This is a genomic window from Martinezella sp. CNPSo 3732 (assembly GCF_057784515.1).
This window is the reverse complement of the sequence record NZ_JBXSOO010000001.1, coordinates 215,907-240,887: the sequence shown is the minus strand read 5'-3', so window position 1 is coordinate 240,887 and position 24,981 is coordinate 215,907. Positions and strand designations below refer to the sequence as shown.

At 58.1% G+C, this 24,981-nt stretch carries 18 protein-coding genes; 9 read left to right on the top strand and 9 right to left on the bottom strand.

Translation table 11 applies throughout. The annotated features are described in order from the left end of the window. The first annotated feature begins 171 nt into the window (after positions 1-171). Both AC13RM_RS01025 and AC13RM_RS01020 read left to right on the top strand, forming a co-directional pair. A complete protein-coding gene (locus AC13RM_RS01025) occupies positions 172-507 on the top strand; it encodes a hypothetical protein (RefSeq protein ID WP_113228994.1) in 336 nt (111 codons plus the stop codon). Positions 508-702: 195 nt separating this feature from the next. Beyond that, entirely contained in the window at positions 703-993 is a 291-nt protein-coding gene (locus AC13RM_RS01020; protein WP_488554441.1) for a hypothetical protein, read from the top strand. 17 nt (positions 994-1,010) lie between these two features. Here AC13RM_RS01020 and AC13RM_RS01015 read toward each other — a convergent pair whose 3' ends face one another. The 5 genes from AC13RM_RS01015 to AC13RM_RS00995 all read right to left on the bottom strand — a co-directional run bounded on the left by AC13RM_RS01015 (position 1,011) and on the right by AC13RM_RS00995 (position 4,439). Then, positions 1,011-1,904 carry a CsgG/HfaB family protein gene (locus AC13RM_RS01015; RefSeq protein WP_285176631.1) on the bottom strand — a complete coding sequence of 298 codons (894 nt, stop codon included), beginning with the start codon at positions 1,902-1,904 and terminating at the stop codon, positions 1,011-1,013. Positions 1,905-2,047: 143 nt separating this feature from the next. After that, the gene (locus AC13RM_RS01010; protein ID WP_095438963.1) at positions 2,048-2,338 is read right to left on the bottom strand and encodes a curli assembly protein CsgF; all 291 of its coding nucleotides are present in this window, start codon (positions 2,336-2,338) and stop codon (positions 2,048-2,050) included. Positions 2,339-2,397: 59 nt separating this feature from the next. After that, positions 2,398-2,928 carry a hypothetical protein gene (locus tag AC13RM_RS01005; protein ID WP_488554440.1) on the bottom strand — a complete coding sequence of 177 codons (531 nt, stop codon included), beginning with the start codon at positions 2,926-2,928 and terminating at the stop codon, positions 2,398-2,400. After that, positions 2,910-3,338 carry a curli-like amyloid fiber formation chaperone CsgH gene (csgH, locus tag AC13RM_RS01000; RefSeq protein WP_374816768.1) on the bottom strand — a complete coding sequence of 143 codons (429 nt, stop codon included), beginning with the start codon at positions 3,336-3,338 and terminating at the stop codon, positions 2,910-2,912. Before csgH ends, AC13RM_RS01005 begins: the two co-directional genes overlap by 19 nt. Before the next feature lie 27 nt (positions 3,339-3,365). Beyond that, positions 3,366-4,439: a hypothetical protein gene (locus AC13RM_RS00995; RefSeq protein WP_488554439.1), complete on the bottom strand. Its 1,074-nt coding sequence runs from the start codon at positions 4,437-4,439 to the stop codon at positions 3,366-3,368. A 346-nt stretch (positions 4,440-4,785) separates the two neighbouring features. Here AC13RM_RS00995 and AC13RM_RS00990 point away from each other — a divergent pair, with 346 nt between their 5' ends. From AC13RM_RS00990 to AC13RM_RS00980, 3 genes are read left to right on the top strand one after another with little or no spacing between them, the layout of a single operon-like run. Beyond that, complete coding sequence (locus AC13RM_RS00990) at positions 4,786-5,250, top strand: hypothetical protein (protein WP_285176627.1); 465 nt, start codon at positions 4,786-4,788, stop codon at positions 5,248-5,250. Next, complete coding sequence (locus AC13RM_RS00985) at positions 5,234-5,644, top strand: helix-turn-helix domain-containing protein (RefSeq protein ID WP_285176625.1); 411 nt, start codon at positions 5,234-5,236, stop codon at positions 5,642-5,644. Before AC13RM_RS00990 ends, AC13RM_RS00985 begins: the two co-directional genes overlap by 17 nt. A 5-nt stretch (positions 5,645-5,649) precedes the next feature. Then, positions 5,650-6,075: a DUF6941 family protein gene (locus tag AC13RM_RS00980; RefSeq protein WP_488554438.1), complete on the top strand. Its 426-nt coding sequence runs from the start codon at positions 5,650-5,652 to the stop codon at positions 6,073-6,075. Between the two features lie 495 nt (positions 6,076-6,570). Here AC13RM_RS00980 and AC13RM_RS00975 read toward each other — a convergent pair whose 3' ends face one another. The 4 genes from AC13RM_RS00975 to AC13RM_RS00960 all read right to left on the bottom strand — a co-directional run bounded on the left by AC13RM_RS00975 (position 6,571) and on the right by AC13RM_RS00960 (position 11,163). After that, positions 6,571-7,338 carry a response regulator transcription factor gene (locus AC13RM_RS00975; RefSeq protein ID WP_069615132.1) on the bottom strand — a complete coding sequence of 256 codons (768 nt, stop codon included), beginning with the start codon at positions 7,336-7,338 and terminating at the stop codon, positions 6,571-6,573. A 258-nt stretch (positions 7,339-7,596) separates the two neighbouring features. Beyond that, positions 7,597-8,268, bottom strand: coding sequence for a Crp/Fnr family transcriptional regulator (locus AC13RM_RS00970; RefSeq protein WP_158225478.1), 672 nt, complete (start codon positions 8,266-8,268; stop codon positions 7,597-7,599). Between the two features lie 253 nt (positions 8,269-8,521). Beyond that, the gene (locus tag AC13RM_RS00965; protein WP_488554437.1) at positions 8,522-9,742 is read right to left on the bottom strand and encodes a polysaccharide pyruvyl transferase family protein; all 1,221 of its coding nucleotides are present in this window, start codon (positions 9,740-9,742) and stop codon (positions 8,522-8,524) included. Further along, positions 9,739-11,163 (bottom strand): hypothetical protein, encoded by a 1,425-nt coding sequence (locus AC13RM_RS00960; RefSeq protein WP_374816770.1) that lies wholly within the window; start codon positions 11,161-11,163, stop codon positions 9,739-9,741. Before AC13RM_RS00960 ends, AC13RM_RS00965 begins: the two co-directional genes overlap by 4 nt. Positions 11,164-11,406: 243 nt before the next feature. Between AC13RM_RS00960 and AC13RM_RS00955 the strand changes: the two genes are divergently transcribed. The 4 genes from AC13RM_RS00955 (at position 11,407) to AC13RM_RS00940 (ending at position 24,933) form a co-directional block, all read left to right on the top strand. Next, the gene (locus AC13RM_RS00955) at positions 11,407-12,156 is read left to right on the top strand and encodes a glycoside hydrolase family 16 protein (RefSeq protein ID WP_244575439.1); all 750 of its coding nucleotides are present in this window, start codon (positions 11,407-11,409) and stop codon (positions 12,154-12,156) included. Positions 12,157-12,449: 293 nt separating this feature from the next. Further along, complete coding sequence (locus AC13RM_RS00950) at positions 12,450-14,363, top strand: non-ribosomal peptide synthetase (protein WP_440477651.1); 1,914 nt, start codon at positions 12,450-12,452, stop codon at positions 14,361-14,363. After that, on the top strand, positions 14,360-22,450 hold the full coding sequence (locus AC13RM_RS00945) for an amino acid adenylation domain-containing protein (protein ID WP_488554436.1): 8,091 nt from the start codon (positions 14,360-14,362) through the stop codon (positions 22,448-22,450). Before AC13RM_RS00950 ends, AC13RM_RS00945 begins: the two co-directional genes overlap by 4 nt. After that, the gene (locus AC13RM_RS00940; protein WP_488554435.1) at positions 22,447-24,933 is read left to right on the top strand and encodes a condensation domain-containing protein; all 2,487 of its coding nucleotides are present in this window, start codon (positions 22,447-22,449) and stop codon (positions 24,931-24,933) included. Before AC13RM_RS00945 ends, AC13RM_RS00940 begins: the two co-directional genes overlap by 4 nt. Positions 24,934-24,981 lie beyond the last annotated feature (48 nt).

Here is a 24,981-nt window from a genome sequence, read left to right as displayed (position 1 = left end):
TCCCTCCCCGTTTAGTTTGCAACTTTACAATACACTTGCAATAATGTCGAATATATGCCAATCTAAATTGCCTTTAAATCAGATAAAAAATCCGATGATTTTCAATTAATTTATTTAATGCAGGAAATATAGACGATTATTATTTAGTGAGACGCGAGGGAATCGATTCAGATGACATCAAGACTCGTTGCCGGTTACTCCCTGATCGCCATACTCGCGCTGACCGATGGCGCCGTATGCGACGAAAGCTATCTGCAACAGGCTCCCTCCGCGGAAGCAAATCCTGCCTTCGTCGAACAGCTACCGGAAACATCCGTCATGCCCGTGTCTCCGGCTAACCGCCGGGTGATGCCGCAGAAGCCGAGGCGGGCATCACGGACACAGGCGAACGTCCGATTGGCAAGCAGCATTTTTCCGAATGTTGGCGAGGGCGTAACCGAGCGGGCCGCACCCGCACCGACCGATGGCCATTTGCCGACGGTTGGGTCAGGCACAGTGTCACGCTGACTGCATTTCGATGGCAGGCGATGATGAAAGCACCAGGCGCCCGCCTCGTGCGCGCGGCTAGAGCAAGACCGCCGATAAGAGCGGCAGCAAACATGGAACTGAGAGGCCTTCGGGCAGTTGAAACTTCGAGAGCGGCATATTCGGAGCCGATAACTCGATATCGGCGCGAGATTGCGATTCAGGAGCGGTATCAACATGATGCATCCCAGTAAAATCATTGCTGTTACAACCATCTTGCTTCTTGCCGGCACGCTTGGCTCAGCCGATGTCCTAGCAAGCAGCCAACCCATTATCCGACGTTCCGGATTTTCTGAGACCCAAATTCCCCAAGTGAAAGGACGTATTCTGCCGAGGACGAACGGTAACCTGGAGAAAGGACCTGCCGCCAAGGCTCCGGTCAAACCAAATCCGAATGCCGGCACCCAGAATGGAGCGGCGACCTGCGGACCTGACAACGCACAATCTGAGATCTGCCGGAAAAAATGATTCGGCGCTGGCAACGATCATGAGCTCTTCGGCTTATCCTTGACCACAATGGGCTGGGACGCAGCCTCCACGGCCGGCTGCGCCGCGCTGGCGATGGGAACGGCGACTGCCGGGCCGATCGGCCGACCGTTGGCATCGAGCTTATAGGTCATGGCTCTTTGATGCTCGTCCAGATATCGCATGAAGGCTGCGCCGGCGGCCGCATCCCTGAATTGCCACAGCCCGTTCCTGACGCCTTCGAAAATCAGCGAATAGACCGCGAGCTGAATACCTTCCTGGACGCCCAACGTCGTGGGCGCATTTCGTGTAATACCGCCCTCGATCTGGAGCAGCTGGTCGACGCCGACGAAGCGGAATGCCGATCCCTGCAGTTGGACGGAATAGATCGTCTTGGTGGTGCTGACCGAGGCCAGCACACGCCCCGTACTGACGCTGACGGCCCGCAGGGATACGGTCACGATGTCCTTGCGATACTGCGTGTTTCCGCCGATCCCGAGATAATTGGCACCGATACCACCCGTCGTTTCATTGGAATCATAACCGATAATGCCGCCATCGAGCAGCACGCCGGCAAACCGAAGCGGCGGGATGCCGCCGGCCTTGGCGCCGTAGACCGCCGACCTGGTGTTCTGGATGATCTGCCGTTCCTGCAGCAGCGATTGCAGATCCGTACGCTCGACGACATTGAACCAGTTGCCGTTACCAGCCTTGGTCAGCACGTCAGTCAACAGCTGCGCGCCGCCCTGCGTCAGGGCGCGGGAATATTCGGCAAAGTTTTCATTGGGTTTGTTCTGTCCCGTCAGATCGGGGAACGAATAGACTGCCACATCGAGCTTTTGTATGGGTGGCGGCAGGCTCTCCAATGCCACACCCGACTTCGTGGCGGGCATAAGCGTCGCTGGGGTACTCATCGGATCGAGGCTGCTGCCCGCGGCGGCGCAGCCACCAAGACCCAACCCGCATAGAATGGCTGCGACAGAAAAACCAACATGTGACATGGACGCTCGAATAAATCGCTCCCAACAACACCGAACGATGACGCAATCAATTTGGCTCAAGGATTGGCCGGCACCTGGCCGCTCTGGATCACGATGACCGGAGATGTTCCAGTCGAACCCGTACCCTGATTAACGTTTCCAAGATTACTCAAGGCCTTATCGAGACCGGAGAGATCCGGCGTCTGCTGCTGCCCCGACTTGACGCCGGCACCCTGCGTCTGTGCCGTCGAAAGCAGGAATGAACCATTTAACGGATTTCCCCCGAATGTCGGATTGGTCGGCTGATAGACCAATTGCCCCGCCATAGCCGGCGCCGTCATCAAGGCTAACAAACCAACTGTAATCATTGCCGCATCTATTCTCATTACTATTCCCCTCCCTTGTTTTCAAAGGCTGCTGCGCCCACTCAACGTTTGATAAGCAAGCCGCCACCCGGCAAACGCGCGATCAGCACATTGACAGGCGCCGAACCAGCAGGCTGAAGAACACTTACGTTCAGGCCTGCGCCATTCAGCAGTACGACATTCGACTTCAGATTATTGCCGGATTGCAGGACGTTGATATTGCCGTAGTTCCCTATGATACCGGCAGTCGAGCTGTTACCCGTTCCTGACTGAAGGTGATACACGCTGTTGCGCGTTCCTATTTCTAGCGTCCTTGCCAGGTTATTGCCTCGTGGCACTATGATTGCTTCCGGCGTACTGGCCATACCTGCTGAAAGGTAGGACGACAAAGGATGATATTGTTGCTGCTGCTGCTGCTGAGGTGGCAGATTTCCGAGTTGCACCGTCGTCGTGACATTCACCGGAATCTGGGCGACATAGGCCGTCTCGGCTCGGCATTCCGTTGCAATCTGGCAGAACGAGGCAGCCAGGACGAGAGCGGCGCCGAGCGCGGATTTCGTATCGTTCAGGCGTTTCATTCTGATAATCTGCATTGTGATGTACCTCGATCGGTTTCGATCAATAGTCTTGCAGTCAGCTCTACCTCGTTTCCTGCATCGACCATTGTCGTGGCAAGAAGGTTCTCTGCTCCTGGCTTTAATGCGAAGCTACCTTGCTGAATGCTCTGGCTTGAACCTGCTGCGCTATGTTTGAAAAGAACCAGCCTGTATGTTCCGGATACTGCTACTACAGACTTTGCAATCGCCCGCACCATAAGAAACTCATCCCTCCTGTCTGCTCTGATCAGGCACTCAAACTCGGCCTGAGACGAGGCAGGAGCGGCGTACGCGAACAACAAGGCCGCGGACAAGAAGGATTTCAGAAGCAAGATGAATGTTGATCGCCCGACATTGATTCCGGCATACATGGCTGGTTCAGCTGCATTAAAGGAGGAGGCGGACATTTGCTTTCGCCTCCTCCATCGGCTCACTCAGTGCTGGACCGTAACGGCCGTGTTGCGATAGCCGAACTGGGCCGTAACCGACGTGTTTGTCAGGCCGCTCGAGCTGGTCTGAGAGGTAACGGCATAGTTTCCCGAACCGATCTGGATGGTTCCCTGAAGGTTCGAACCGCTGACGGGGAACACGGTTTGCAGTCCCGATTGCGAGGCGATCGCGGTGTTGCGATAGCCCGCCTGCACGATCATCGAATTGTTGGAGCCGAGCGGATTGGCGATCTGGGATGTCAGAGCGGTGTTGCCCACACCGAATTGCGCCGTGGTCGCCTTATTCGTGCCGAAGAACGACGACTGGCCGGTCATGGCGAAGTTATGCGCGCCCGCCTGGAACGTGTCTTGCGAGTTGTTGCCGCCCGCCTGATCGGCAAAGGATATGTTGCCCCAACCGAACTGGGTCGTCGACGACGAATTGCCGTTGAAGCCGATGACACCGAACTGAGAGGTGACGGCAAAGTTGCCGGCGCCGACCTGCAGCGTCGTCTGGTCGTTGCCGCCGCCGTCCTGGCCAACGATGGCGCCGTTACCCCAGCCGAACTGCATGGTACTGGAGTCGTTTCCGCCATGCTTGCCGTCGGTCTGGTTCGTCGAGGCGAAGTTCAAGCCACCGACCTGCAACGTGTCTTGGGAGTTATCTCCCTTGGACTGATCCGCGAAGGCGGAGTTGCCGAAGCCGAACTGGGCGATCGTCGAGTTGTTGTCCGCGCCGTCCCGCTGCAGGGTCGAAGCGAAATTCATGACGCCGGCCTGGAACGTGCTCTGATCGTTGGTCTTGCCTTTCTGGTCGGCGAAGGCGACGTTGCCGTCACCGAATTGCAGGATGGCTGATGTGTTGGACTTGGCCTTGTCCTGATTGGTGACGGCGAAGTTGCCGACGCCATTCTGGAATGTCAGAGCATCATTGTTGCCAGTATTCTGACTGACGAAAGCACCGTTGAACGCACCCACCTGGCCGATAAACGATTCATTTTCGGCTGGCGGCGACGGTGGTCCGGCAAGTGTCAAAGACGTGCTTGCCAGCAAGATGGCGAGAGCTCCAATCGTCCTCATGTGATCCTCCCTGTTCTCCATGACGGGGCAAGCGACCATTCGCCGCCCTCGAGCTTTTAATAGGCCGCGGAAGGAGAACCGAACAAGAGAACCGTTCGGACTAAGACAGCAACGCAGATCTATGTGAAATAGAAATAGCCTACCTCGAAATGAGTAACGGATTAGATGTGTATCGCTATGACGTATGAGCTATACTCTTCTTTGATTAGGCGTTCTAACCCATATGAAAGCTAGATAAATACAATCCAAGTGTGCAGCAATTCATGCTACCCATAGATAGCTTCGATGAAAGGCTTGCCACATGATAATGGATTAGTTGACAGCTATGGCTACGTTTGACAGTCTCGTGGCATCCGAAGCAATCGTTAAAGTTGAGATTCAGCTTGGTCGAAAGCAGTCACCCAAGCGGCTGCTTTTCGCGACGCCAAGCTTTGTGAACTGGTTGAGCGAACGCGTAAGCAAGGACGAACCATCGTCGCTCGGAGCGGTCCTCAGGCCTGTCGAGCAGCTGGATTTTCTTTTCTATACTTTCGTTTCGGGGAAACCGCTCATTCATTGCAGACAATTCCGGGCAATCCGGGTCGAACGAAATGCGGTTTGGGAACTGAAGACTGTCGATTTCCGCATATTCGGCTGGTTCGCCATGCGCGACTGTTTTGTCGCCGTCTTTGGAGACTGGGCCGACCATGTGAAGGACCATGATCTTTACCGCGGCTATCGGCTGGAGGTGCGCCGATTACGCCGCACGCTTGGTGTGGATGATGCGTTGTGCGTAGAGGGAGTAAATCCGGAAGATGTCATTTCGGTTTGAGATAGGGGCGCGGGCGCGGGCAGCCAGCCGTTTCATCGCAGATGTTCGTAGCGACCTGGCCGCCGCCGTCCTCGAAAGGCGGTCGCAGAAAGGGTTTACTCAGCAGCGACTTGCGGAGTTGGTCGGCGTCAGCCGAAAGGATCTGAACCGTTATCTCTGCGGGCAGACAGAGCTTCCGCTTCGTTCGATTGCGGATCTCGCCTGGGCGCTCGACAAGGAAATTCACATTGAGCTGTGCGATCCCAAGGGGTCGGCAGCAGACGGCAGTTACCTCTCCGAAGCGGAGACGCGAGCGGCTATTCATCCCGCTCGTTCCGGCGGAGCGGTTTCCTGGAGCTCTTCAAGGGCCATCCGCACGATAATTGCTCGTGGCAACAACGATCGGGACGATTGAAACACATGCGCTATGGATATTGCATCTTTTGCGACGACGTTCGCACCGAAATCGGCGAAAAGCTCAGCTTCATCGGCGTCTATAGCGGTGTACTGATGCTGCCGGAATTTCCCTTTTCACTGCCGAAATTCTGCGTGCATGTGAATCTGATCACCTTGGCGACGGAACCTTACCGATCGATCGTTTTGCGCTGCATTGCGCCTGGCGACCGTCAGCCGCTTCTTGAAGAACGATTGGACGCCGCTCAGCTCAGCGAGCAGAAGGATGTCGTGGAGGATGCGGAGACGAGCGATATTCCGATCAACGTTGTTGTCGGCGCCAGCCTTGTCTTTTCACCGCTAAGATTGCGTCAGCCAGGTCTCCTGACCGTCAGCGCGATCATCGACGACAAACCCGCGGAGATTGCTTCCCTGCGCGTCGCCCAACGCTGATCGAGAGCATTTCTGCTTTGGGCGCAGCGTGGGAAATGCTTCATCCCAATTGCTTTCACGCAATTGCGCACGCCAGACCGCTTCCTCTTTTTGCTGGAATTACCGGAGCCTGCATGTACTTCGGTTGCCAGACAATGTCGGCATTTGCCGGATGCGGTCCTTCTTCGATATACCGTCGCAGCGGTGCGGATATTGCGCCCGCTCGTCGCGCCAACGACGCAAAGCTCAAACGCCGGAAAAACATACCTGCGGCCGGCCCTCAAGGTCCCGACAAGGCTGTTCGAATGTTCGGGACCCGGCCTATGCCTGTGATCTTGCGGCGGCAATGAGCCGCCGGCACTTTTCCGTCAACTGACTGCAGCTTCAAGAGCCGGGGCTTTGCGAGCCTGCCTTGCAGGGCACTTGCTGCACCGGCGCCGGGGCCGATCGCTTCTAGCTGGAGCGACACGGCGCTTCCCGGCATCATTACCATGATCGATGCCATGGCCGGCCTTATTATCGAACAAGTTCCCGGATCTTGTAGGCAACTTCCGTTCGGTTCGTCGCGTTCAGTTTCTTCATGATATTGCGAATGTGCACTTTGACCGTGCTCTCGCAAAGATCCATCTCATAGGCGATGATCTTGTTTGCCTTGCCTCGCCTCAGAGCTTCCGCGACGACGACTTCGCGTGGCGTAAACAGGCTATCGAGGCAGCAGTTGCGGCTGGCCACGGGTGCGATCGCCTCCTTGGCAGCCAACAGGCTGCTTGCCGGCACGAAGACACCGCCTGCCCGCGCGAGAGCCACCGCTTCGGCGGCGACCTTGATTCCGACGCTGGTCGGGATGTAGCCGCGGGCGCCGCACTCCAGCGCATGCAGCAACTGTGCAAGCTCGTCACCATCAGCGCCCACGATCACCGGGCTCGTCTGGAATCTTTCCACCAGAGCGCAGATCTTGGCACTCACATCCGCGTCGGAAACCTTGCGGCCGCCGATCATGAAGAGAACTGCGGACGGTAATACTTGCATATTGCGCATCTGCCATTCGTCGAGCGAACCCACGGTGACGATATGCATGGCGCTATCGCATTCGGTAAGACTTTTCGACAGGCATTCGCGATCGAGAGCACGAGAATCTATGAGAAGAATATAGTCTTCCCATTCATCGATCCCGGGCGTGCCGGATGCGATGAATGGCCTCAACGTGTCGGATGTCCGAACTGAAATGATGCGTGCGCCCGTGTCTGACGTGAATTTTTCACTTGTGAGCGATTGTCCAATCATGGCCGTTACCCCCAACTTTTAAAATGGCCTTTGTATTTCTTGCAACCATTAGAGTATTTACTCGATTTAAAGAGAATAACATCCGTTTAAGCCGAGGCTTTTCTTGAGTTCCCATATTTCTCCCCTCTTTTTAGGTTTATGTTACCGTAGTAATTGCTTATTTTGTTTTTCCGCGCATTAACATATGTTAATAATGAATTTAAATATTGGATAAAATAATTCTTTCTTGCTCCATTAGTAATGGAGACAAAGTATTGCTCAAACCATAGTTGTATCGAAACAGGATTCGTCGAAGTCGACGAGATCGGCTAAACGCGGCCGATCGAGAAAGGCGACAATGCCGTTGCGGAAGGACAGCAGGCCCGCTTCACGCATGTCCCTGAGGACGCGGTTGATGTGCACGGTCGACAGGCCGACCGCGTCGCCAATATCCGCCTGGGTCAAAGGACAATCGAAGTATTCTGCGTTTGCATAGTCTCGCGAGGTGCCGATGCGTGCCCCGAGCTCAAGAAGCAGGTAGCCGGTTTTCTCCAGAGCATCGCGCCGTCCTATGTTAGCGAGCCGCTCCGACATACGCGCCTGATGTCGCACCAGTTCAGCAATGACGATACGATAAAAAAACGTTGGCGCTTCGATCTTCGGCAGAGAGGTAAAGTCCGGGAACACCATCACCGTAACATTGGTGATCGCCCGCACGGTCTCGCGCGAAAGCGCCGTCAGGGATGTCGAAATCATATCGCCACGCAACACGAATTCCGTCATGAAGCGTGTGCCGTTCGGCAGCATCTTACTGCGTGAGGCCCACCCGTCGAGCACAAAGAGAAGGCGTGGCGTATCGCTGTCGTAGTCGCAGATCGCACTACCTGCAACAAAAGTCCGCGCTACACCACCGAGGCTGCGAATATGCTCAATTGAAAGCTGCGCTGCCATGCCGTCATCCCCTCGGACGAAAAGCATATTTCGAACGCTCTATGGGCCTTTCGAAAATATATTTTTCGTGAGTTCCAAGTATTTATTACCATAGAAAATTCACGATGTCTTTATTGCAAATCGATATCCGTCGTTCCTCGAATGTTTACCGCCATAGCGCGACAAAATTGGCCGTTTTTATGTATATTTTTTAGTATTGCCGCCAGTGTCATAAATTCTATACTGAGAGCCTCTTGTATCGCTTTGCGTGCAGCTATATTCGCGACATAGCGCATTGGTCGCGCTCGACCAGATGCCGCCGCATGTTGGAGATTCCGGCGCGGGCTTCCGAAATCGTGTCGCGATGGCGGCGCGCCTCTATGCCCTCCTGCTGTGCTGCTTTCAGCAGCAGGGCGACGTGCTTCGGCGGCGGCGATGTACCCTTTATGAAATAGGTTTCGCGCCCGACGGAATTGAAGAAGCCTTCGACCTTCCTGTCCCAAGCTAAGCCGACATGCGGAATTCCGAGCGCATAGGCGGCAATGCAGGCGTGCAATCTGTGAGCTAGAACCACATCCATCGACTGGATGATCTGGATGAGATCGATCGGAAGCCGCGGCCGTCTGGAAATATCAAGGGTGCCGGACCTGACGATACGATGCTTGGCGACCGAAGCACCGATACGCTCCGCAAAGGCTTGATCCTCTTTGGCTCCGTTGCAGAACAAGACCACATGCTGGCCGTCATCCAGGAGAAGCTCGATCAGATTCCGGTAGGCTTCAACATCGGCAAAGGGGATACCATCGGTCTGAACGGCACCGTGCCGATACAGGACGATGGGATCTGTCACGCACAGACCTATGGTCAAAGGGCCTTTGAACGGAACGCGCACACCCTCATGCCCCGGCGAGGCTTGGATCAGCAGTCCGGGATCACGCACGATCTTCGCACCAGGCCCATCGGGAAAGTGCTCGCGCCAGGTATCCTGCGCAAAACCGTCCCGCACCGAAAGATGAACAAGGCGCGCTTGCTTCAATCGGGCAAAAAGATGATATGCGGGCTCCGACCAGTGGCCGCCGACCCCAACCGCATAGATCGCCAGCGGCCGATCGTACCGTACGACGCAATCGAGCACAGCACCGATCTTCAACGGGAAATTGAGATCGTCGTCCTGAAACAGGTTCCCGCCGCCGATCACGACGGCATCGGCAACCGCAACCTTCTCTTCCCATTGTCCGCGAAGCGCGCGCAGCCTGCGTTCCAGGACTGCGCGAACAAGCCGCCGACGGGCGCCTGCGGGCAGTCGATGGAGCAATCCCAGCATGAGCCGTCTGCGGCCGCCATGGCCTGTCGCGAAGGCCTGACGTCCGGCAAGATCGATCGTCTCCACTTCGATCTCATCCCTGCCGTTCGCCAAGGCGGATTCGATACATTCAGCAAGCAGCCCGTCGCCAAGGTTTTCGCTGTATTTGACGTTGAAGACGACAATCTTCATTGCAGCTCCCCGATGGTACGCAACTGCGGGCTGTAGTCGCTCCGGATCTGCCGTGCTCCGACACTCAGCGCGGAAATGCTGCCAGCGAGGATGTAGAACATCAGTCCGAGGTCATACACCGTACCGGACGTGGCCGCTGAAATGAGAACCGTGATGATCCCGGCCTTGGCGGCGCGCAGAACCGCAGTGGTTTCCCGCGATGATGGATGCGAGACGCGCAAGTCGGCCATCAGCAGCCGAGCGACGAACATCGCAAACAGCAGCGTGCCGAAGATACCGATATTGGACAGCAGCACCAGCCCGAAGCTCGACGCCCGCGCGCTTCCAAGGCCGGCGCCAAAGCCGCTCGTGTCCAGAAAAGCCTGGTAAGCCATGGCGTTCCACATGAAGCGCTCGCGCCCTGATTGACTATCGGCCTTCGAAAAGAGCATCTCGTCCAGAAAATCGTGCAGATTATGCGCGAGCTCCGGCATGACGATGAGAACGAAGAAGATGACGAGCGGCATGCTCGCCAGAATGGACACGATCAGAACGGGCCGGCCGGCGCCGGGTTCGCGACGGGAGGCCAGAAATGACTGCAGGCTGAGGATCGGCAGAATGGCGGCGAGCCCGACAAGTGCGGTCGCCGACGTCGACAGGATCAGCGCGACCAGCAGCAGACCTGCGCAAGTGCCGGTGACCTTCGAACGGATGCCTCCAAGCCAAAGGCTGGTGACGATGGCAAAGAGCACGAGCGTGAAATCGGCGAAGGCCGATGCTTCGGGAAACGTTCCTGAAATGCGCTTCAGCCCGCCCTTTTCGGCATTGGTCAGGAGCGCGTAATTGGCTGTCCGCACGAAACTCAGCAGAAAGTCCGTATGGGTGAAATGGGTCACTATATCGGCGAGCGCGAAGCCGAGATTGACACCGACGACAACCAGCATGCCGTTGATAAAGGCCGAAGGGGTGCCTTGACGCCGAAAGAAGGCAAAGGTTGTTATGAAGCAGATGAGGCCGCCCACCGCATAGACCGATTGAGTGATATTGTTTGAAGAGAAACGTAGCGGCACCAGCGCAATCAGGTTACGTGCCCCGATCGATCGTTCAACCGTCATCGTCTGCGTCATGCCTTGGAACATGCGCGGGAAGAAAATCGCCGAGAAGACGCCGAAGGCCGTCAGGAGCAGCAGGAAGAAACCTGGACGCCAGGGAGCTAGGGAGCCGAGGAACGGCCCCTCCCCATAGGCCGCGAACAACCGTGCGGCGAAGAATATCAGAAACAGGCTCGGAACGAGGACGGATGCACCGCCGAGGCCGGGTATGCTGAAGGCCGCTGCCGCACCGAATACCGTCGACAAAACCATGATGATGAACGACCATCGCACAGGCGCGGTCAGCGCAACAACTCCGACAATCAGTGTTACGAGCCCCATGGCATTCATGTCTGGCAATCCGGTTGTTCTGCCTCAATTTCGCCGCAAGCTACCACGGCATCATGCAGCTGTATTTCCGCCGTGCCTAAGCCTTTTGGTGGACGTGCTGGCCGAAATACGTTCTATACCGCAGAAATTGTACCGTTCATGCTTACATGTATGGATCAGTTCTCGCCGATATCTAATGTTCGATGCATGGGTAACCGCCGCGTATTTCTTCGCGCGTCAATTGCAGCTGCATTAGTTTCGATCATGGATGTAGGAATTGTTCGCGCCGGTGATACCGGCGATACGCTCGATGTCAGCAGCATGACACTCACCTTTGAGGATGCCTTCAACGATCTCAGCATCTCCGCCTGGGGTCCTGGTACCCGCTGGATTTCCCACACACCATGGAATGGCGACTTCGGCGGTGCTCGCTTCTCGGATCCGAGCGGCGACTTTCCCTTCGCAATACAGGACGGTATGTTGCGCATTACCGCTGCACGCGACAGCAAAGGTCTATGGCGCTCCGGCTTGATTGCCTCGGTCGACGAGCATGGAAATGGCTTTTCTCAGCAATATGGTTACTTCGAGATGCGGGCGCGATTGCCGGATGGGCCAGGTGTCTGGCCAGCCTTCTGGCTTATCGGCAAGGATCGCTCGAAGGCTACCGCCGAGATAGATGTCATCGAATATTACGGCGATAAGCCCGGCGCCTACTCTTCGACGGTGCATGTCTGGCATCGGGATGGGCGGCACGATTCTGCCTTTTCCCGCGTCAACGTATTCGCCACCGCAAATCCTGCTGACTTGCACACCTATGGCGTGAAGATCGATTCCGATTTCATACGCATGTATTTCGACGGTAATCTCGTCTGGAAAACCAAAATTCCGCCAGAACATCGCCAGCCGATGTATATGCTCATCGACCTCGGTATCGTCGACGGCATATCCAAGATGGCCGCGGCCGACCCATCCTTCATGTTTGTCGATTACGTCAGAGCCTATCAGTTCAAATAGCCTCTGCACTATCGGACTCTCCAGCAATTCTACCCGAACCGCAGCGACTACATGACCTTCGCCCGATGGTCAGGATTGGCGCCGCGCATAATGCTTTCGGCCGGGTTGCGGCCGCCATGGCGGACCTTTCCGACAAAATGGCTACGCGCCCTTATGACTTACGACTTTCGGTGGTGCGGACAATCATCCCAATGACCAGCTGGTGCTTTTGCTCCAGCGTGAAATTCTGCGATCGACGACGAAGCATTTCGCAACATGCCGTCATCCATCGCAGGACAACTCGGAGAGCGATAATGATTGACCGCGAGGCGCAGGCAGACGCAATTGGCGCAACAAGCATGCATTACGATCGCAATCTTTGCCTTCATCAGATGCTGCGCGAACAGGCCAGAGCAGTACCGGAGGCAACAGCTCTTGTTTCCGGCGATATCCGCATCACCTATCGTGACCTGGATCGCATATCCGATGCGCTGGCATTGCATTTGATGAAGGCAGGCGTCCACAAGGCCGATATTGTCGGCCTCTTCCTGCCGCGCAGCGTCAATGCGATCATTTGTACCCTGGCTATACTGAAAGCCGGCGGTGCCTATCTCCCGCTCGACCCAGCCTTTCCCGTGGAGCATCTCGACTTCGTCATCGCGGAATGTGCTCCCAAGGTCATTTTTGTCGACTCCGCCCATGGCGAGAAGCTGGCCGCCGTGCCGAGCATGAACGGCAGGGTCATCGAAGCGGATGCCATTATCACGGAAATGGCGCGCCGGCCCGGCGCGACTATGCCGTCCATCGAGATAACGGGCGGCGATCTTGCCTATATCATGTACACATCCGGCTCGACCGGGCGGCCCAAGGGAACGATGATCTGCCATCGCAGTATTTCCAGGGTCGTTCTCGATCAGAACTATATCGATTTCCACCGTAATGACGTCGTCTTGCATACGGCCACCATCTCCTTCGACGCATCGACACTCGAAATCTGGGGTGCGCTCCTCAACGGCAGCGCCTTGGCAGTCATGCCCGATACCGATTTCTCGATTTCACGGCTGTCCGATTTCATGCGGGAGACAGGCATCACTATCGCCTTCCTGACGACGGGGCTGTTCAATCTCTTTGCCGATCATGCCCGCGCAACCCTGCCAAAGCTTCGCCATATCCTCTTTGGAGGCGATGTCGGCTCGGCCGTTCACGCTCGCCGCTTTCTGGAGCGCTATCCCGGTTGCAGGCTCACCAATGCCTATGGGCCGACCGAAACGACGGTCTTTGCCACCGCTTTTCAGGTTCTGCCGAGTTTTTCGGGCACCGAGCTGCCGATCGGCAAGGCAATCGCTCATACCGGAATCGCGATATTGGACGAGGAATTGCGGGTCGTTCCTTCCGGCATTGAAGGCCAATTGGCGATATCGGGCGACGGCCTGGCCATCGGCTATTTCAAGCGGCCGGAACTGACGGAACAGAAATTCGTCCCCATCGAAACCAAGGATGGCGTGACACGCTTCTATCTGACGGGCGACGTGGCCTGCCTGAAGCCGGACGGCACCGTCGCCTTCAAGGGACGCCGCGACCGGCAGATCAAAATCAACGGCAAGCGCATCGAGCTTGATGAGATCGAGGCCGCGCTCCGCCGCGATCCACGCCTTGCCGACGGCATCGTGCTTTGCCACGTACAGGGCGAGAACCTCAAGCGCATCGTTGCCTATCTATGCCCGAAGGAAAGCCATGTGGGCGCTGGCGCCGATCTGGCGCAAGGCGTCATGGCGACACTGCGCGCGGCTCTTCCCGCCTATATGATCCCGAATGCCACGGTCATCGTGGACGCCTTGCCGCTGACGCCGGCCGGTAAAGTCGATCGTTCGAAATTGCTGCCTCCTCCGGTCGAAGCCCAAACAAGGCCCGCAGATATCAGGAGCCGGACGGAGGAACTGCTGACGACGCTATGGCAGGAGGCATTGGCGCTTGAAGGTGTCGATCTCGACCGGAACTTCTTCGATCTCGGCGGCACGTCCCTTCAGTTGATGGAAATTCATGCCGGTCTCGAAGAGGCGCTCGGTCACGCGATCGACGTGGTTGCGTTGCTGCGTCATCCGACCATTCGCGAACTGGCGCTTCACCTGGACGGCCGCACATCCGGCCCAACCCGTCTTGCCGCCGCGGCTCAGCGCGCCGCGCTGCAGAAAAAGGCGATCTCTCATATCCGCAGGAGCTCCTTATGAAAGGGAATCACCAGGACAATGGCAATCAGCGTGATTTCGAAGACGATGAGGACCTGAGCGAGCAAATTTCCGGGCATATCGCCATTATCGGCATGTCCGGCCGCTTTCCCGGCGCCCCTTCGGTGCAGGCGCTCTGGCACCTTGTGCTCGAAGGAAAGAACGCCTTTTCGCTTTTCTCGCCGGATGAGATCGATGACGCGTTTACCGACGAGGAGCGGGCACAGCCGAATTATGTCGCCGCAAGGCCTCATCTCGACGGTGCCGATATGTTCGATGCCGAGTTCTTCGGCATGTTTCCGCGCGAAGCCGCCGTTACCGATCCGCAGCACCGGATTTTCCTCGAAATATGCTGGGAAGCCCTCGAGGACGGCGGTTACGATCCGCAGCGTTATGACGGCCTGATCGGGGTTTTCGCCGGCTCTTCGATGCCGACTTACCTGATCAACAATGTTCTGCGCGATCGCGCCAAAGCGGAAGAGTTCACATCGAACTACCAGATCGGCTGCTTTCATGAGCTTGTCGGCGCACTCAACGACACGCTTGCGACCCGCATCGCCTATAAATTCAACCTGCGCGGTCCGGCTTTCACAGTGCAATCCGCCTGCTCAACCTCGCTCCTCGCGGTTTCTCAAGCATGCCAGAACTTGCTGACCTATAGCTGCGACATGGCTCTGGCCGGCGGCATCTCCGTCACCATTCCGCAAAAGCGAGGCTACATCTACCAGGAAGGCGGCATGGCCTCACCCGACGGAACCTGCCGGCCCTTCGATGCCAACGCCGCCGGAACGGTTTTTGCCAGCGGGGCGGGCGTCGTCCTCCTGAAACGGTATGAGGACGCGCTCAAGGATGGCGATCACATCTATGCGGTCATTCGCGGCTATGGCATCAACAATGACGGCAGCGACAAGGTCGGCTTTACGGCACCGAGTGTGGAGGGGCAGGCCGAAGCGATTGCCACGGCTCTCGCCAATGCAGCCGTCGATCCCTCAAGCATCGGCTATATCGAATGCCATGGCACGGCGACGCCGCTCGGCGACCCCATCGAATTCAACGGATTGACCCGCGCCTTCGCGCAGGATGCGTCAGAGCCAGCCCGCTGTGCGCTCGGATCGGTCAAGGGCACCATCGGTCATACCGACGCGGCTGCCGGCGTGACAGGCCTCATCAAGACGGCCTTGGCTCTGCGCAGCGGGAAAATCCCGCCGATGCCCAATTATCAGCAGCCCAATCCGCGCATCGATCTTGAGAAAAGCCCCTTCTACATTCCGGCAACGGCAACCGATTGGCCACAGGAACAAGCGCCAAGAAGAGCGGGTGTCAGCGCTTTCGGCGTAGGCGGAACAAATGTTCACGTCGTTTTGGAGGAGCCTCCCTACCCGCCGGCTCAGTCGAAAGAGGTAGAGGGACCCCACATTCTCCCCCTTTCGGCTCGTAACAAGCAGGCGCTTGCCGAGATGCGCACCAATCTGAGCGACCATCTCGCCGAAAACCCGAAGCTTTCGATGGCGCAACTGGCACACACGCTTCAAACCGGACGACGTGAGTTCGGTCACCGGCTGGCCATTGCTGCCGAAAATATCGAGGAAGCGATCCTCAAGCTGACGACGGAGAGCTACCAGCCCCTCGTCGCCGCCGATCAGCCGTCCGTCGCGTTCATGTTTCCCGGCCAAGGCGCGCAATATGTCGGCATGGGTGCTGGACTTTACCGCTCAGAACCGGAGTTTGCCCGCTGGATCGACCGCGGTTCCGAGCTTTTGAAGATGACGCTCGGGCTCGATCTGCGCGACTACATCTGCCACACCGGCTCAGCGACGCAGGCCATTACCGACGAGCAGCGCGAAACCCGCATTGCGCAACCCTGCCTCTATCTCGTCGAATATGCGCTTGCCCGGTTGTGGCTCAGCCGCGGCGTCAAGCCGTACGCCATGATCGGTCACAGCGTTGGCGAGTTCGTTGCCGCTACGCTCGCCAATGTCATTTCGTTCGAGGATGGCCTGCGTCTCGTGGCCAATCGCGGCCGGTTGATGCAGCATCAGCCGCAAGGGGCGATGGTATCCGTTCGTGCCGATGCCGCAACGACGGCCTCATACCTGCACGGCGCGGTGGAGATCGCCGCGATCAACGCCCCCAAACTTTGCGTCATCTCCGGTCCGTTTGCTGATATCGAGACGGTTTGCGCAGCACTTTCGGAAGCTGAAATCGCCATTAGCCGGCTGCACACATCGCACGCCTTCCATTCCGCGATGATGAATGACGCAGCGCTGGCGCTACGCCAGGAGACCGAGAAGGTCACCTACGGCACGGCCACCATCCCCTTCATCTCCGGGGTCACGGGCGATTGGCAGACCGCCGAATTGGCAACATCCCCTGATTACTGGGCCATGCATTGCCGTGACACCGTTCGCTTTGCCGACGGGCTTGCCACGCTCTGCCGCGACCGCAAGCCGGTTCTTCTCGAGGTGGGACCAGGGCGTACGCTGTCGGTCTTTGCCGCACAGACGATCGCACGCGACAATCTTGCCGCGGTCGTACAAAGCCTGCCCGAACATGATCGGGCATCCGCCGCTGCGGCAACTCTTGCCGAAGCTCATGGCAAGCTATGGATGGCCGGCTGCCGTCTCAACTGGCCAACCTATCCTTCCGCCGCACGGCAGCGGCTGTCCCTGCCAACCTATCCCTTCCAGCGGCAGCGCCACTGGATCGATGCCCCGCCACCCAGCCGTCGCGCATCGACCCAGCGCCCGAATGCCGAAACAGACAGTCGGCCAATCGCCGAACCCTTTGTCTCTGACGTCAACCTCACTGAGGAGAATCGAGCAATGAATGTTGCAGCACCCATTCCCACCTCCAACCGTCTGCCGCAATTGGAAACAGCGCTTCTGACCTTGCTCAGCGATATGTCGGGCGAAACGCTTGGGCCGGACGAGCGGGCAGCGACATTCCTGGAGCTCGGCTTCGACTCGCTTTTCGTCGGCCAGTTCGCGCAGCGCATCGAGAAAGACTTCAAGGTCAAAATATCGTTCCGGGAATTGCTGAGCGATATTCCTTCCGTCGCCGACCTGGCCGTTCATCTCGATCAGCAAATGCCTCCCGAGCCGGTGAAGACGGCTGATCCGTTGCCGGCGGCCTCTCCCATCGCCGCCGCGGCGATGCCGATCATGCCGCTATCGGCATCCGTGCCAATGACGGCGCCCGCTCCGCAAGTCGCATCGATGCCAGCTGCGGCCTCAGATCTCGCCACGGTGCTGCAATCGCAGATCCAGATGGCACAAACACTGTTTTCCCAACAACTGCTGATGTTGCAAGCCATGCAGGGCGGTGCTCCGGCCACCGTCGTACCAAGCGGGCTTCCCGCATCGGCCGTTTTACCCGCAGCGCCCGACTTGCCGGCGCCGCAAGCTGCGGCAAGCCAGCCCTCGTCCGCTCCCGTCGAAAGCGATTTCGGCACCGAGCGCATCAAGCTCTATCGTCCAAGTGCCAAAAGCGTGACATCGGAGATTTCCGTCGCCAAGCAGGAGTTCATCACTGATCTCACCAAGGCCTATGAAACCAAGAATGCCAAATCCAAGGCATTCACGCAGGAGCATCGCGGATACCTGGCCGACCCCCGATCCGCATCGGGCTTCCGCGCCGATTGGAAGGAAATGGTATTTCCGATCGTTTGCGATCATTCCAAGGGCGCCCATATCTGGGATATCGACGGCAACCAATATGTCGACCTGGTCAACGGCTTCGGGCAGACGGCCTTCGGCCATGCACCTGATTTCGTAATCGACGCCGTCAAGGCTCAAGCCGATCGCGGATTTGCCATCGGTCCGCAGACGCCACTTGCCGGCGATGTCGCCAAGATGATTGCCGATGTGACCGGCCACGAACGGGTGACCTTCTGCAACACCGGCTCGGAAGCGGTCATGGCCGCGATGCGGCTTGCACGCGCCGTCACCGGACGCGATCGGGTCGTGGTCTTTGCCAATGACTATCACGGCCAGTTCGACGAGGTTCTGGTCAAGGGCCGCAATCGCGCCGACAAGCCAATTGCCCTGCCGGTCGCCTCCGGCATTCCATTGGCCTCGGTGTCGAACATGACGGTGCTGCGCTATGGCGCGCCGGAAAGCCTGGATTTCATCCGCGCCAATGCAACCGATATAGCAGCCGTTATCATCGAGCCGATCCAGAGCCGTCATCCGGAACTGCAACCGCGCGAATTCGTTCGAGAATTGCGCGATATCGCCACTCAATCCGAGTTCGCCCTCGTCTTCGATGAGGTCGTCACCGGCTTCCGCGTCGATCCCGGCGGGATGCAGGCGATCTGGGGCATCAAAGGCGACATGGCGACCTATGGCAAGGTCGTCGGCGGCGGTATGCCGATCGGCGTGCTGGTCGGCAGCCCGCGTTTCATGGATGCCCTCGACGGCGGCCATTGGACTTACGGCGACAATTCCGTTCCCATGACGGCACCGACATTCTTTGCCGGCACCTTCGTCCGTCATCCGCTGGTGCTTGCCGCCGCCGAAGCCGTGTTGCATCACATCCAGGGAGAGGGTTCGGCCCTCTATGGCCGCGTCGCCGAGCGAACAGAGGCACTGGTTGCCGAGATCAGGGCCGATCTCGCCAGACGCGGCATCGCCGACGTTGTTCACGGCTACAAGAGCTGGTTTGCCACCGACTTCTCCAGCCAGGACCCGCTCGGCGCACTGTTTTATGCGCAGATGCGATTGAATGGCGTACATATACAGGATGGTTACCCCTGCTTCCTGACGACAGCCCACAGCGAGGACGACTTCCGCTTCATCGCAAAGGCCTTCCGCGACAGTCTCGATGCCATGCAGGCGGTCGGCATATTCACCGCGATTAAGGAGCCAACCCTATCCCCAATGCCGGTAGAGGCATCCGTCGCAAGGCCGCAATCCGCACCGCTGACGGAAGCGCAGACGGAAATATGGCTTGCAGCCCAGGCGGGCGACGAAGCCTCCTGTTCGTTCAACGAGTCCTTCTCGCTGACGCTGGAGGGAACCCTGGACGAGACGGCCATCCGGCAGGCTTTTGATACGGTCATTGCGCGTCACGATGCCTTCCATATTCGCTTCGACCGCAGCGGCGAGTCTTTCCGCTTCATTCCGGATTTCAGGCTCGAGCTGCCGCTCCTTGAAGACATCGATGAGCAAGGCCTCGCCATTCTCATCGACGATGATGCTCACACGCCCTTTGACCTGATCAACGGCCCTCTTGTCCGCGCCAGCATCATCAGCTTGGCACCCGAAAAGCATGTGCTGGTCTTCACGGCTCATCACATCATCTGCGACGGCTGGTCTATCAATACCTTCATCGAAGAGCTGGCGACGGCCTATGAGGCCTACAAGGCCGGCAATGTTCCGGAATTCCAGCCGGCACTTTCCTTTGCCACCTATTCGACCGACCTTTCGCCCAGACCGGAGAAATCGCAGGCGACCGAGCAATTTTGGCTCGACCAATTCAAGACGGTCCCCGATCTTCCCGATCTACCGCTGGATCGCCCGCGGCCGGAATATCGCAGCTTTGCCGGCGGAAGCTGCACCGGCTATATCGGCGCCGAGGTCTACAAGGCGCTGAAGAAAAGGGGGGCGAAGTCGGGCGCCACACTATTTTCAACGCTGCTGGCGACCCTCCAGGTGATGGTATCACGGCTATCGGGCCAGGATGACATCGTCATCGCCATTCCCTCGGCCGGTCAAAGCCTGCTTGACGGTCAGATCCTCGTCGGCCATTGCGTCAATCTGCTGCCGTTGCGTCAAGCTGTATCGCTGACAGAGCCGTTTGCGGCGCATCTGAAAGCAACGCAGCAGCTCGTCTTCCAGGCTTTTGAACATCAGGATTACACCTACGGCACGCTGGTGCGCAAACTGGATACCAAGCGTGATCCACGCCGCCTGCCGCTCACCGAGATCCAGTTCAACCTCGAGCGCATGGCCGGCGGATCGTCCTTTGGCGATCTAACGCCGACCATCGAGCCGAACGCAAAGGCCTTCTCCAACTTCGACCTGTTCTTCAACATGATCGAGGCGAGCGACCACATCCGCATCGATGTCGACTACAACGCCGATGTCTTCGACCGCACGACCGTGGAACGATGGATCGGCCATTTCTCGACACTGGCGGCAGCCTTGGCCAAGGATATGGATCACAGGATCGGCGAGCTGCCTCTGCTTTCCGCGGCTGAGAAGTCCTGGCTGGTCGACGATCTCAATCGGACGGCTGCGCCTTACGATCACGATCAATTCGTCTTTTCGCTCTTTTCCAAACAGGCAGCCGAACAGCCGAATGCCGTTGCCGCTCAACATGACGGCCAGTCGATCACGTACGGTGAGCTGGAAACCCGATCGAACCAGCTGGCCCTCTACCTCCAGATGGCGCTTCCCGACCACGGCCAGCGGATTGCAATATTGGTCGAGCGTTCGCTGAATATGATCGTCGCCCTCCTTGCCGTGATGAAGGCAGGGCACACCTACGTGCCGATGGATCCGGCACATCCGGAACCGCGCCTGCGGCAGACGCTGGAAATCGCCCGTATCCGCGGCCTGATCTGCGATAGCGACGATATGGCTCGGCTCGCAGCGACGGATATCCCTGTTATCCGGCTCGATCAGGATGCCAAGGCGATCAACTCGATGACCGGCCTTGCCCTGAAGACCCTGCCTGTCGACACGACCGCATCCGCCTACATCATCTTCACCTCCGGCTCGACCGGCATGCCGAAGGGTGTCGAAGTTTCGCATCGCTCCCTGACGAACTTCCTTCTCTCTATGATGAAGGAGCCCGGCTTCGGTGCGGATGACACGCTTGTCGCAGTCACCACAATCTCGTTCGACATAGCCGGCCTTGAACTCTACCTGCCGTTGATATCGGGCGGAAAGGTCGTCATCGCCAGCCGCAGCCAGGTCCAGGATGGCTTTGCACTGGTTAAGCTCATCGACGAACATGATGCCACGGTGCTGCAGGCCACGCCAACGCTTTGGCAGATGCTGGTCGAAGCTGGCCTAAAGGAGCGACGGGCACTGAAAATGCTCTGCGGCGGCGAGCCCCTGCCCAAGGAATTGGCGCGCTCCCTGCTTCAGATCGGCGGCGAGCTCTGGAACATGTACGGCCCGACTGAAACGACAATCTGGTCGTCGCTGCAGCGCATCACCGATGCGGATCAGCCGATCACGATCGGCCATCCGATCGCCAACACCCAGCTCTTCATCCTCGACCAGAGCGAGAATATCGCGCCGGTCGGCGTCATCGGCGAACTGCACATCGGAGGCGACGGGCTTGCCGAGGGCTACTTCGATCGCCTCGATCTCACCGAGAAGGCTTTCGTCCCGCATTGCTTCGCCATCGGCAGGCCGATGCGGCTTTATAAGACCGGCGATGTCGGACGGCGGCTTGCCGACGGCTCGCTGCAGCTGCTCGGACGGCGTGACCAGCAGATTAAGCTGCGCGGCTTCCGCATCGAGCTTGGCGACATCGAGGCCGTCATCTCCAAGGTGGAAGGCGTGCGCCAATGTGCGACCGTCGTCGCCGAAAACGCCAGGGGCGATCGTTCATTGGTCTGCTACATCGTGCCGACTGCGGAGGGCGGCGATGCACTTGCAGCCGATATCGCGGCACATGCCAAAGCCAATCTGCCGGCGCATATGGTGCCAAGCTTCTGGGTGATGGAAAGCGAGCTGCCGCAGACCGGCAACGGGAAGCTCGACCGCAAGACCTTGCAACAGCGCGGCGTGCCGCAGCGTGGTGCCGCGCCAACCAAGGTCCAGCCGAAAACCGAGATGGAACAACGGCTGCTGGCGATCTGGCAGGACGTGCTGAACCTTGGCGACATCGGCATCGACGACAATCTCTACGCGCTGGGTGCCGATTCACTTGCCATATTCCGCATCGCTGCCCGCATGCGCGACAATGGGCTGTCGCTCGAGGCAAAACATCTATTGCGTCATCCGACGATTGCCGCGCTGGCAGCCTTTGCCGACAACCAGGCGGAAGCTCTGTCCGATCCTGTTCAGCTTCACATTCCATCACTGCGAGATTTTCGTAACGGCGCACGCCGCGGCCTGGGGGCATCTCTATGAGTACAGTCGACAATAGTCCAAGCGGTTCCCTTGCCGAACCGCAGATCATCGGCGAATTTCCCTGTACGCAGACACAGCTGCGCTGCTGGATTCTCGATCAGCTCAATCCCGGCAACCCGGCGCTCAATGTCGCGGTCCGGTGGGAAATCCGGGGTTCATTCAAGGTCGCGACCCTCGAAGCTGCATTTCGAAAGATCATTCAGCGTCATGAAATATTGAGAACCCGCTTCATCGAAAAAAGTGGTCAGCCCTTCCAGCAGGCCGTCAGCGACGTCAATTTCAAGATGTCGGTGATTGATCTGCGCGGCATGCCGCCGGAGCAGCGCCAGGCACGGATCTTGTCGATCGGCGAGGAGACGGCGCAGGCGCCCTTCGATCTCGGCATGCCGGGCCTATTCCGCGTCACGCTGCTGATGGCGGAAAACGAGCGTGGCTTCCTGCTGATTACGGCCCATCAGAGCTGCTTCGACGGCTGGTCGATCCGTGTCCTCGGGCGGGAGGTCGGCGAAATAGCCGCCGCAATCGATGCGGGGCGCGCACCTGTCCTGCCCGAGCTGCCCTTGCAGTATGGTGACTATGCCCTCTGGCAGCAGGAATATCTGCAGAGCTACGGCTTCGAAACGGAAAAAACCTTCTGGCGCGAAACTTTGCTCGGCGCCCCTTATTTTGAAGTTATTTCCGACCGGCCTCGCGGTCAGGTCAAAACCAATCACGGCGATATTCTCTCCATTGTCCAGCCACCCGCCTTCACCGATCGCATGGATGCAGCCGCGCGCGCGCATTGCGTGTCGCAATATAGTTTCGGCGCGGCCGTCCTCAGCGCAGCCCTTCATCGCTTGACCGAGGCTCCGACCGTGCTCTTCGGCTCGCAGATCGCCGGCCGCGAACATAGCGATCTGGAGGATATGATCGGCGTCTTCATCAACAATCTGGTGTTGCGTTTCGATTTCGGCTCCGATGTCAGCTTTGCCGAACATATTCGCTCCGTCAGCGCGACGATCGAGGGGGCGCTGAACCATCAGCGCATGCCGTTCAACAAGCTCGTGGAACTGGTCAATCCGGTGCGCGATCCGGCGCGCAATCCGCTGATCTCGGTCAACTTCAATCTGCAGAAGGCCTTTCTCGAAGATCGTCGCTACGGCGGCTTCGAGCTGATCAGCTCACCCTCGCAGTCCCCCGGCGTCATCTACGACCTCAGCTTCATCATGATCGGACGGCCGACCGGCTGGCGCATGTCGATCGAATACAATGCCGATCTGTTCGAAGCCAGCACCATCGAAAGCCTCCTGCAACTATGGAGGAACGCTTATGAAATTGCTCTCGATCGCCCTGAGGCGCCGCTTTCTTCGCTCGTTGCGCCGGAACGGCGGCACCTGGCAGCTTCCGCCAAGATTGCGTCGGTGGATGGCGCCGTCACAGGCAAATCGCCACCGAATACGCGAATGGAAGCGCTTGCTGAAATCTGGAAGGAAGTCCTACAGGTTCCGCAAATACGCCCGGATGATGATTTCTTCGCGCTTGGTGGCCACTCGCTCCTCGCGCTCCGGCTACTATCGGAAACACGCGCAAGATTCGATGCAAGCCCGACATTGCAGCTTCTATTCAAACAGCCGACGTTTGCGGGCTTTGCAGCTGCGATCTTCAACAGCGAGGAGATCGAGAAACCGCGGGAAAAAGCAGTAAACCCATGGGAGCTGATTACCTGCAAACATGGGATGGGGACCGGGACGGTCTATACCCTCAACCATCCGTTCTTGTACTACCGTCTTGCCAACGAATTGCCCGACGAGATCTCGGTCTACAACGTCAACATGTTCCATGCGGATCTGACGGGCGGTCTGGACCGTCTCAGCATCGAGGATATCGCCGGCCACGCGATCGATGCCATGCAGATCGACAAGGCCGCGGGCCGCATTGCCATCGTCGGACTCTGCGTCAATGGCGTCCTTGCGATGGAAATCAGCCGGCAGCTGCGCGAAAAAGGCATGAATGTCGGCGTCACGGCCATCATCGATGCCTGGGCTCCAGGCTATTTCGCTTCTTTGCCCAAGCGGGAGCAAGCCCGATGGCACCGGGAACGGCGGCGCAAGCGTCTTGCCTATTTCACCCGGAAACTGCTGTCCCGCCGTATCCGGCTGATCGATTATCTCAAGGAGTTCGAAGTCTCCCTGGCGCTTCTGAGGATCTTCGGCGTCAAGGCCGGTCAATACTCACCCGAAGAGGAGGCGAACGAGGCTGTTACGAAATTGCTGGTGACGGCAGCACGTCGCTATAGGCCGCCGCAGACAAAGGATGAGAGCGTCGTTCTGCTTCGAAGCAGTGCGACGCATCCTCGGGCGCGCAAAATGCGATTTGGATGGGGTGAGGCGGTCGGAGAGGACTGCATGGTGGTCGATATCGACGGCTGGCACGAGGATTCGCTGACCAGCAACGGTATCCGCGACCTGGCGTCGACGCTCTCGGGAAAACTCACCGACGACTAGAGCGGTTCAGCTTTTCATAGAGTATCTGAATCGCTCTATCTCTTTGTT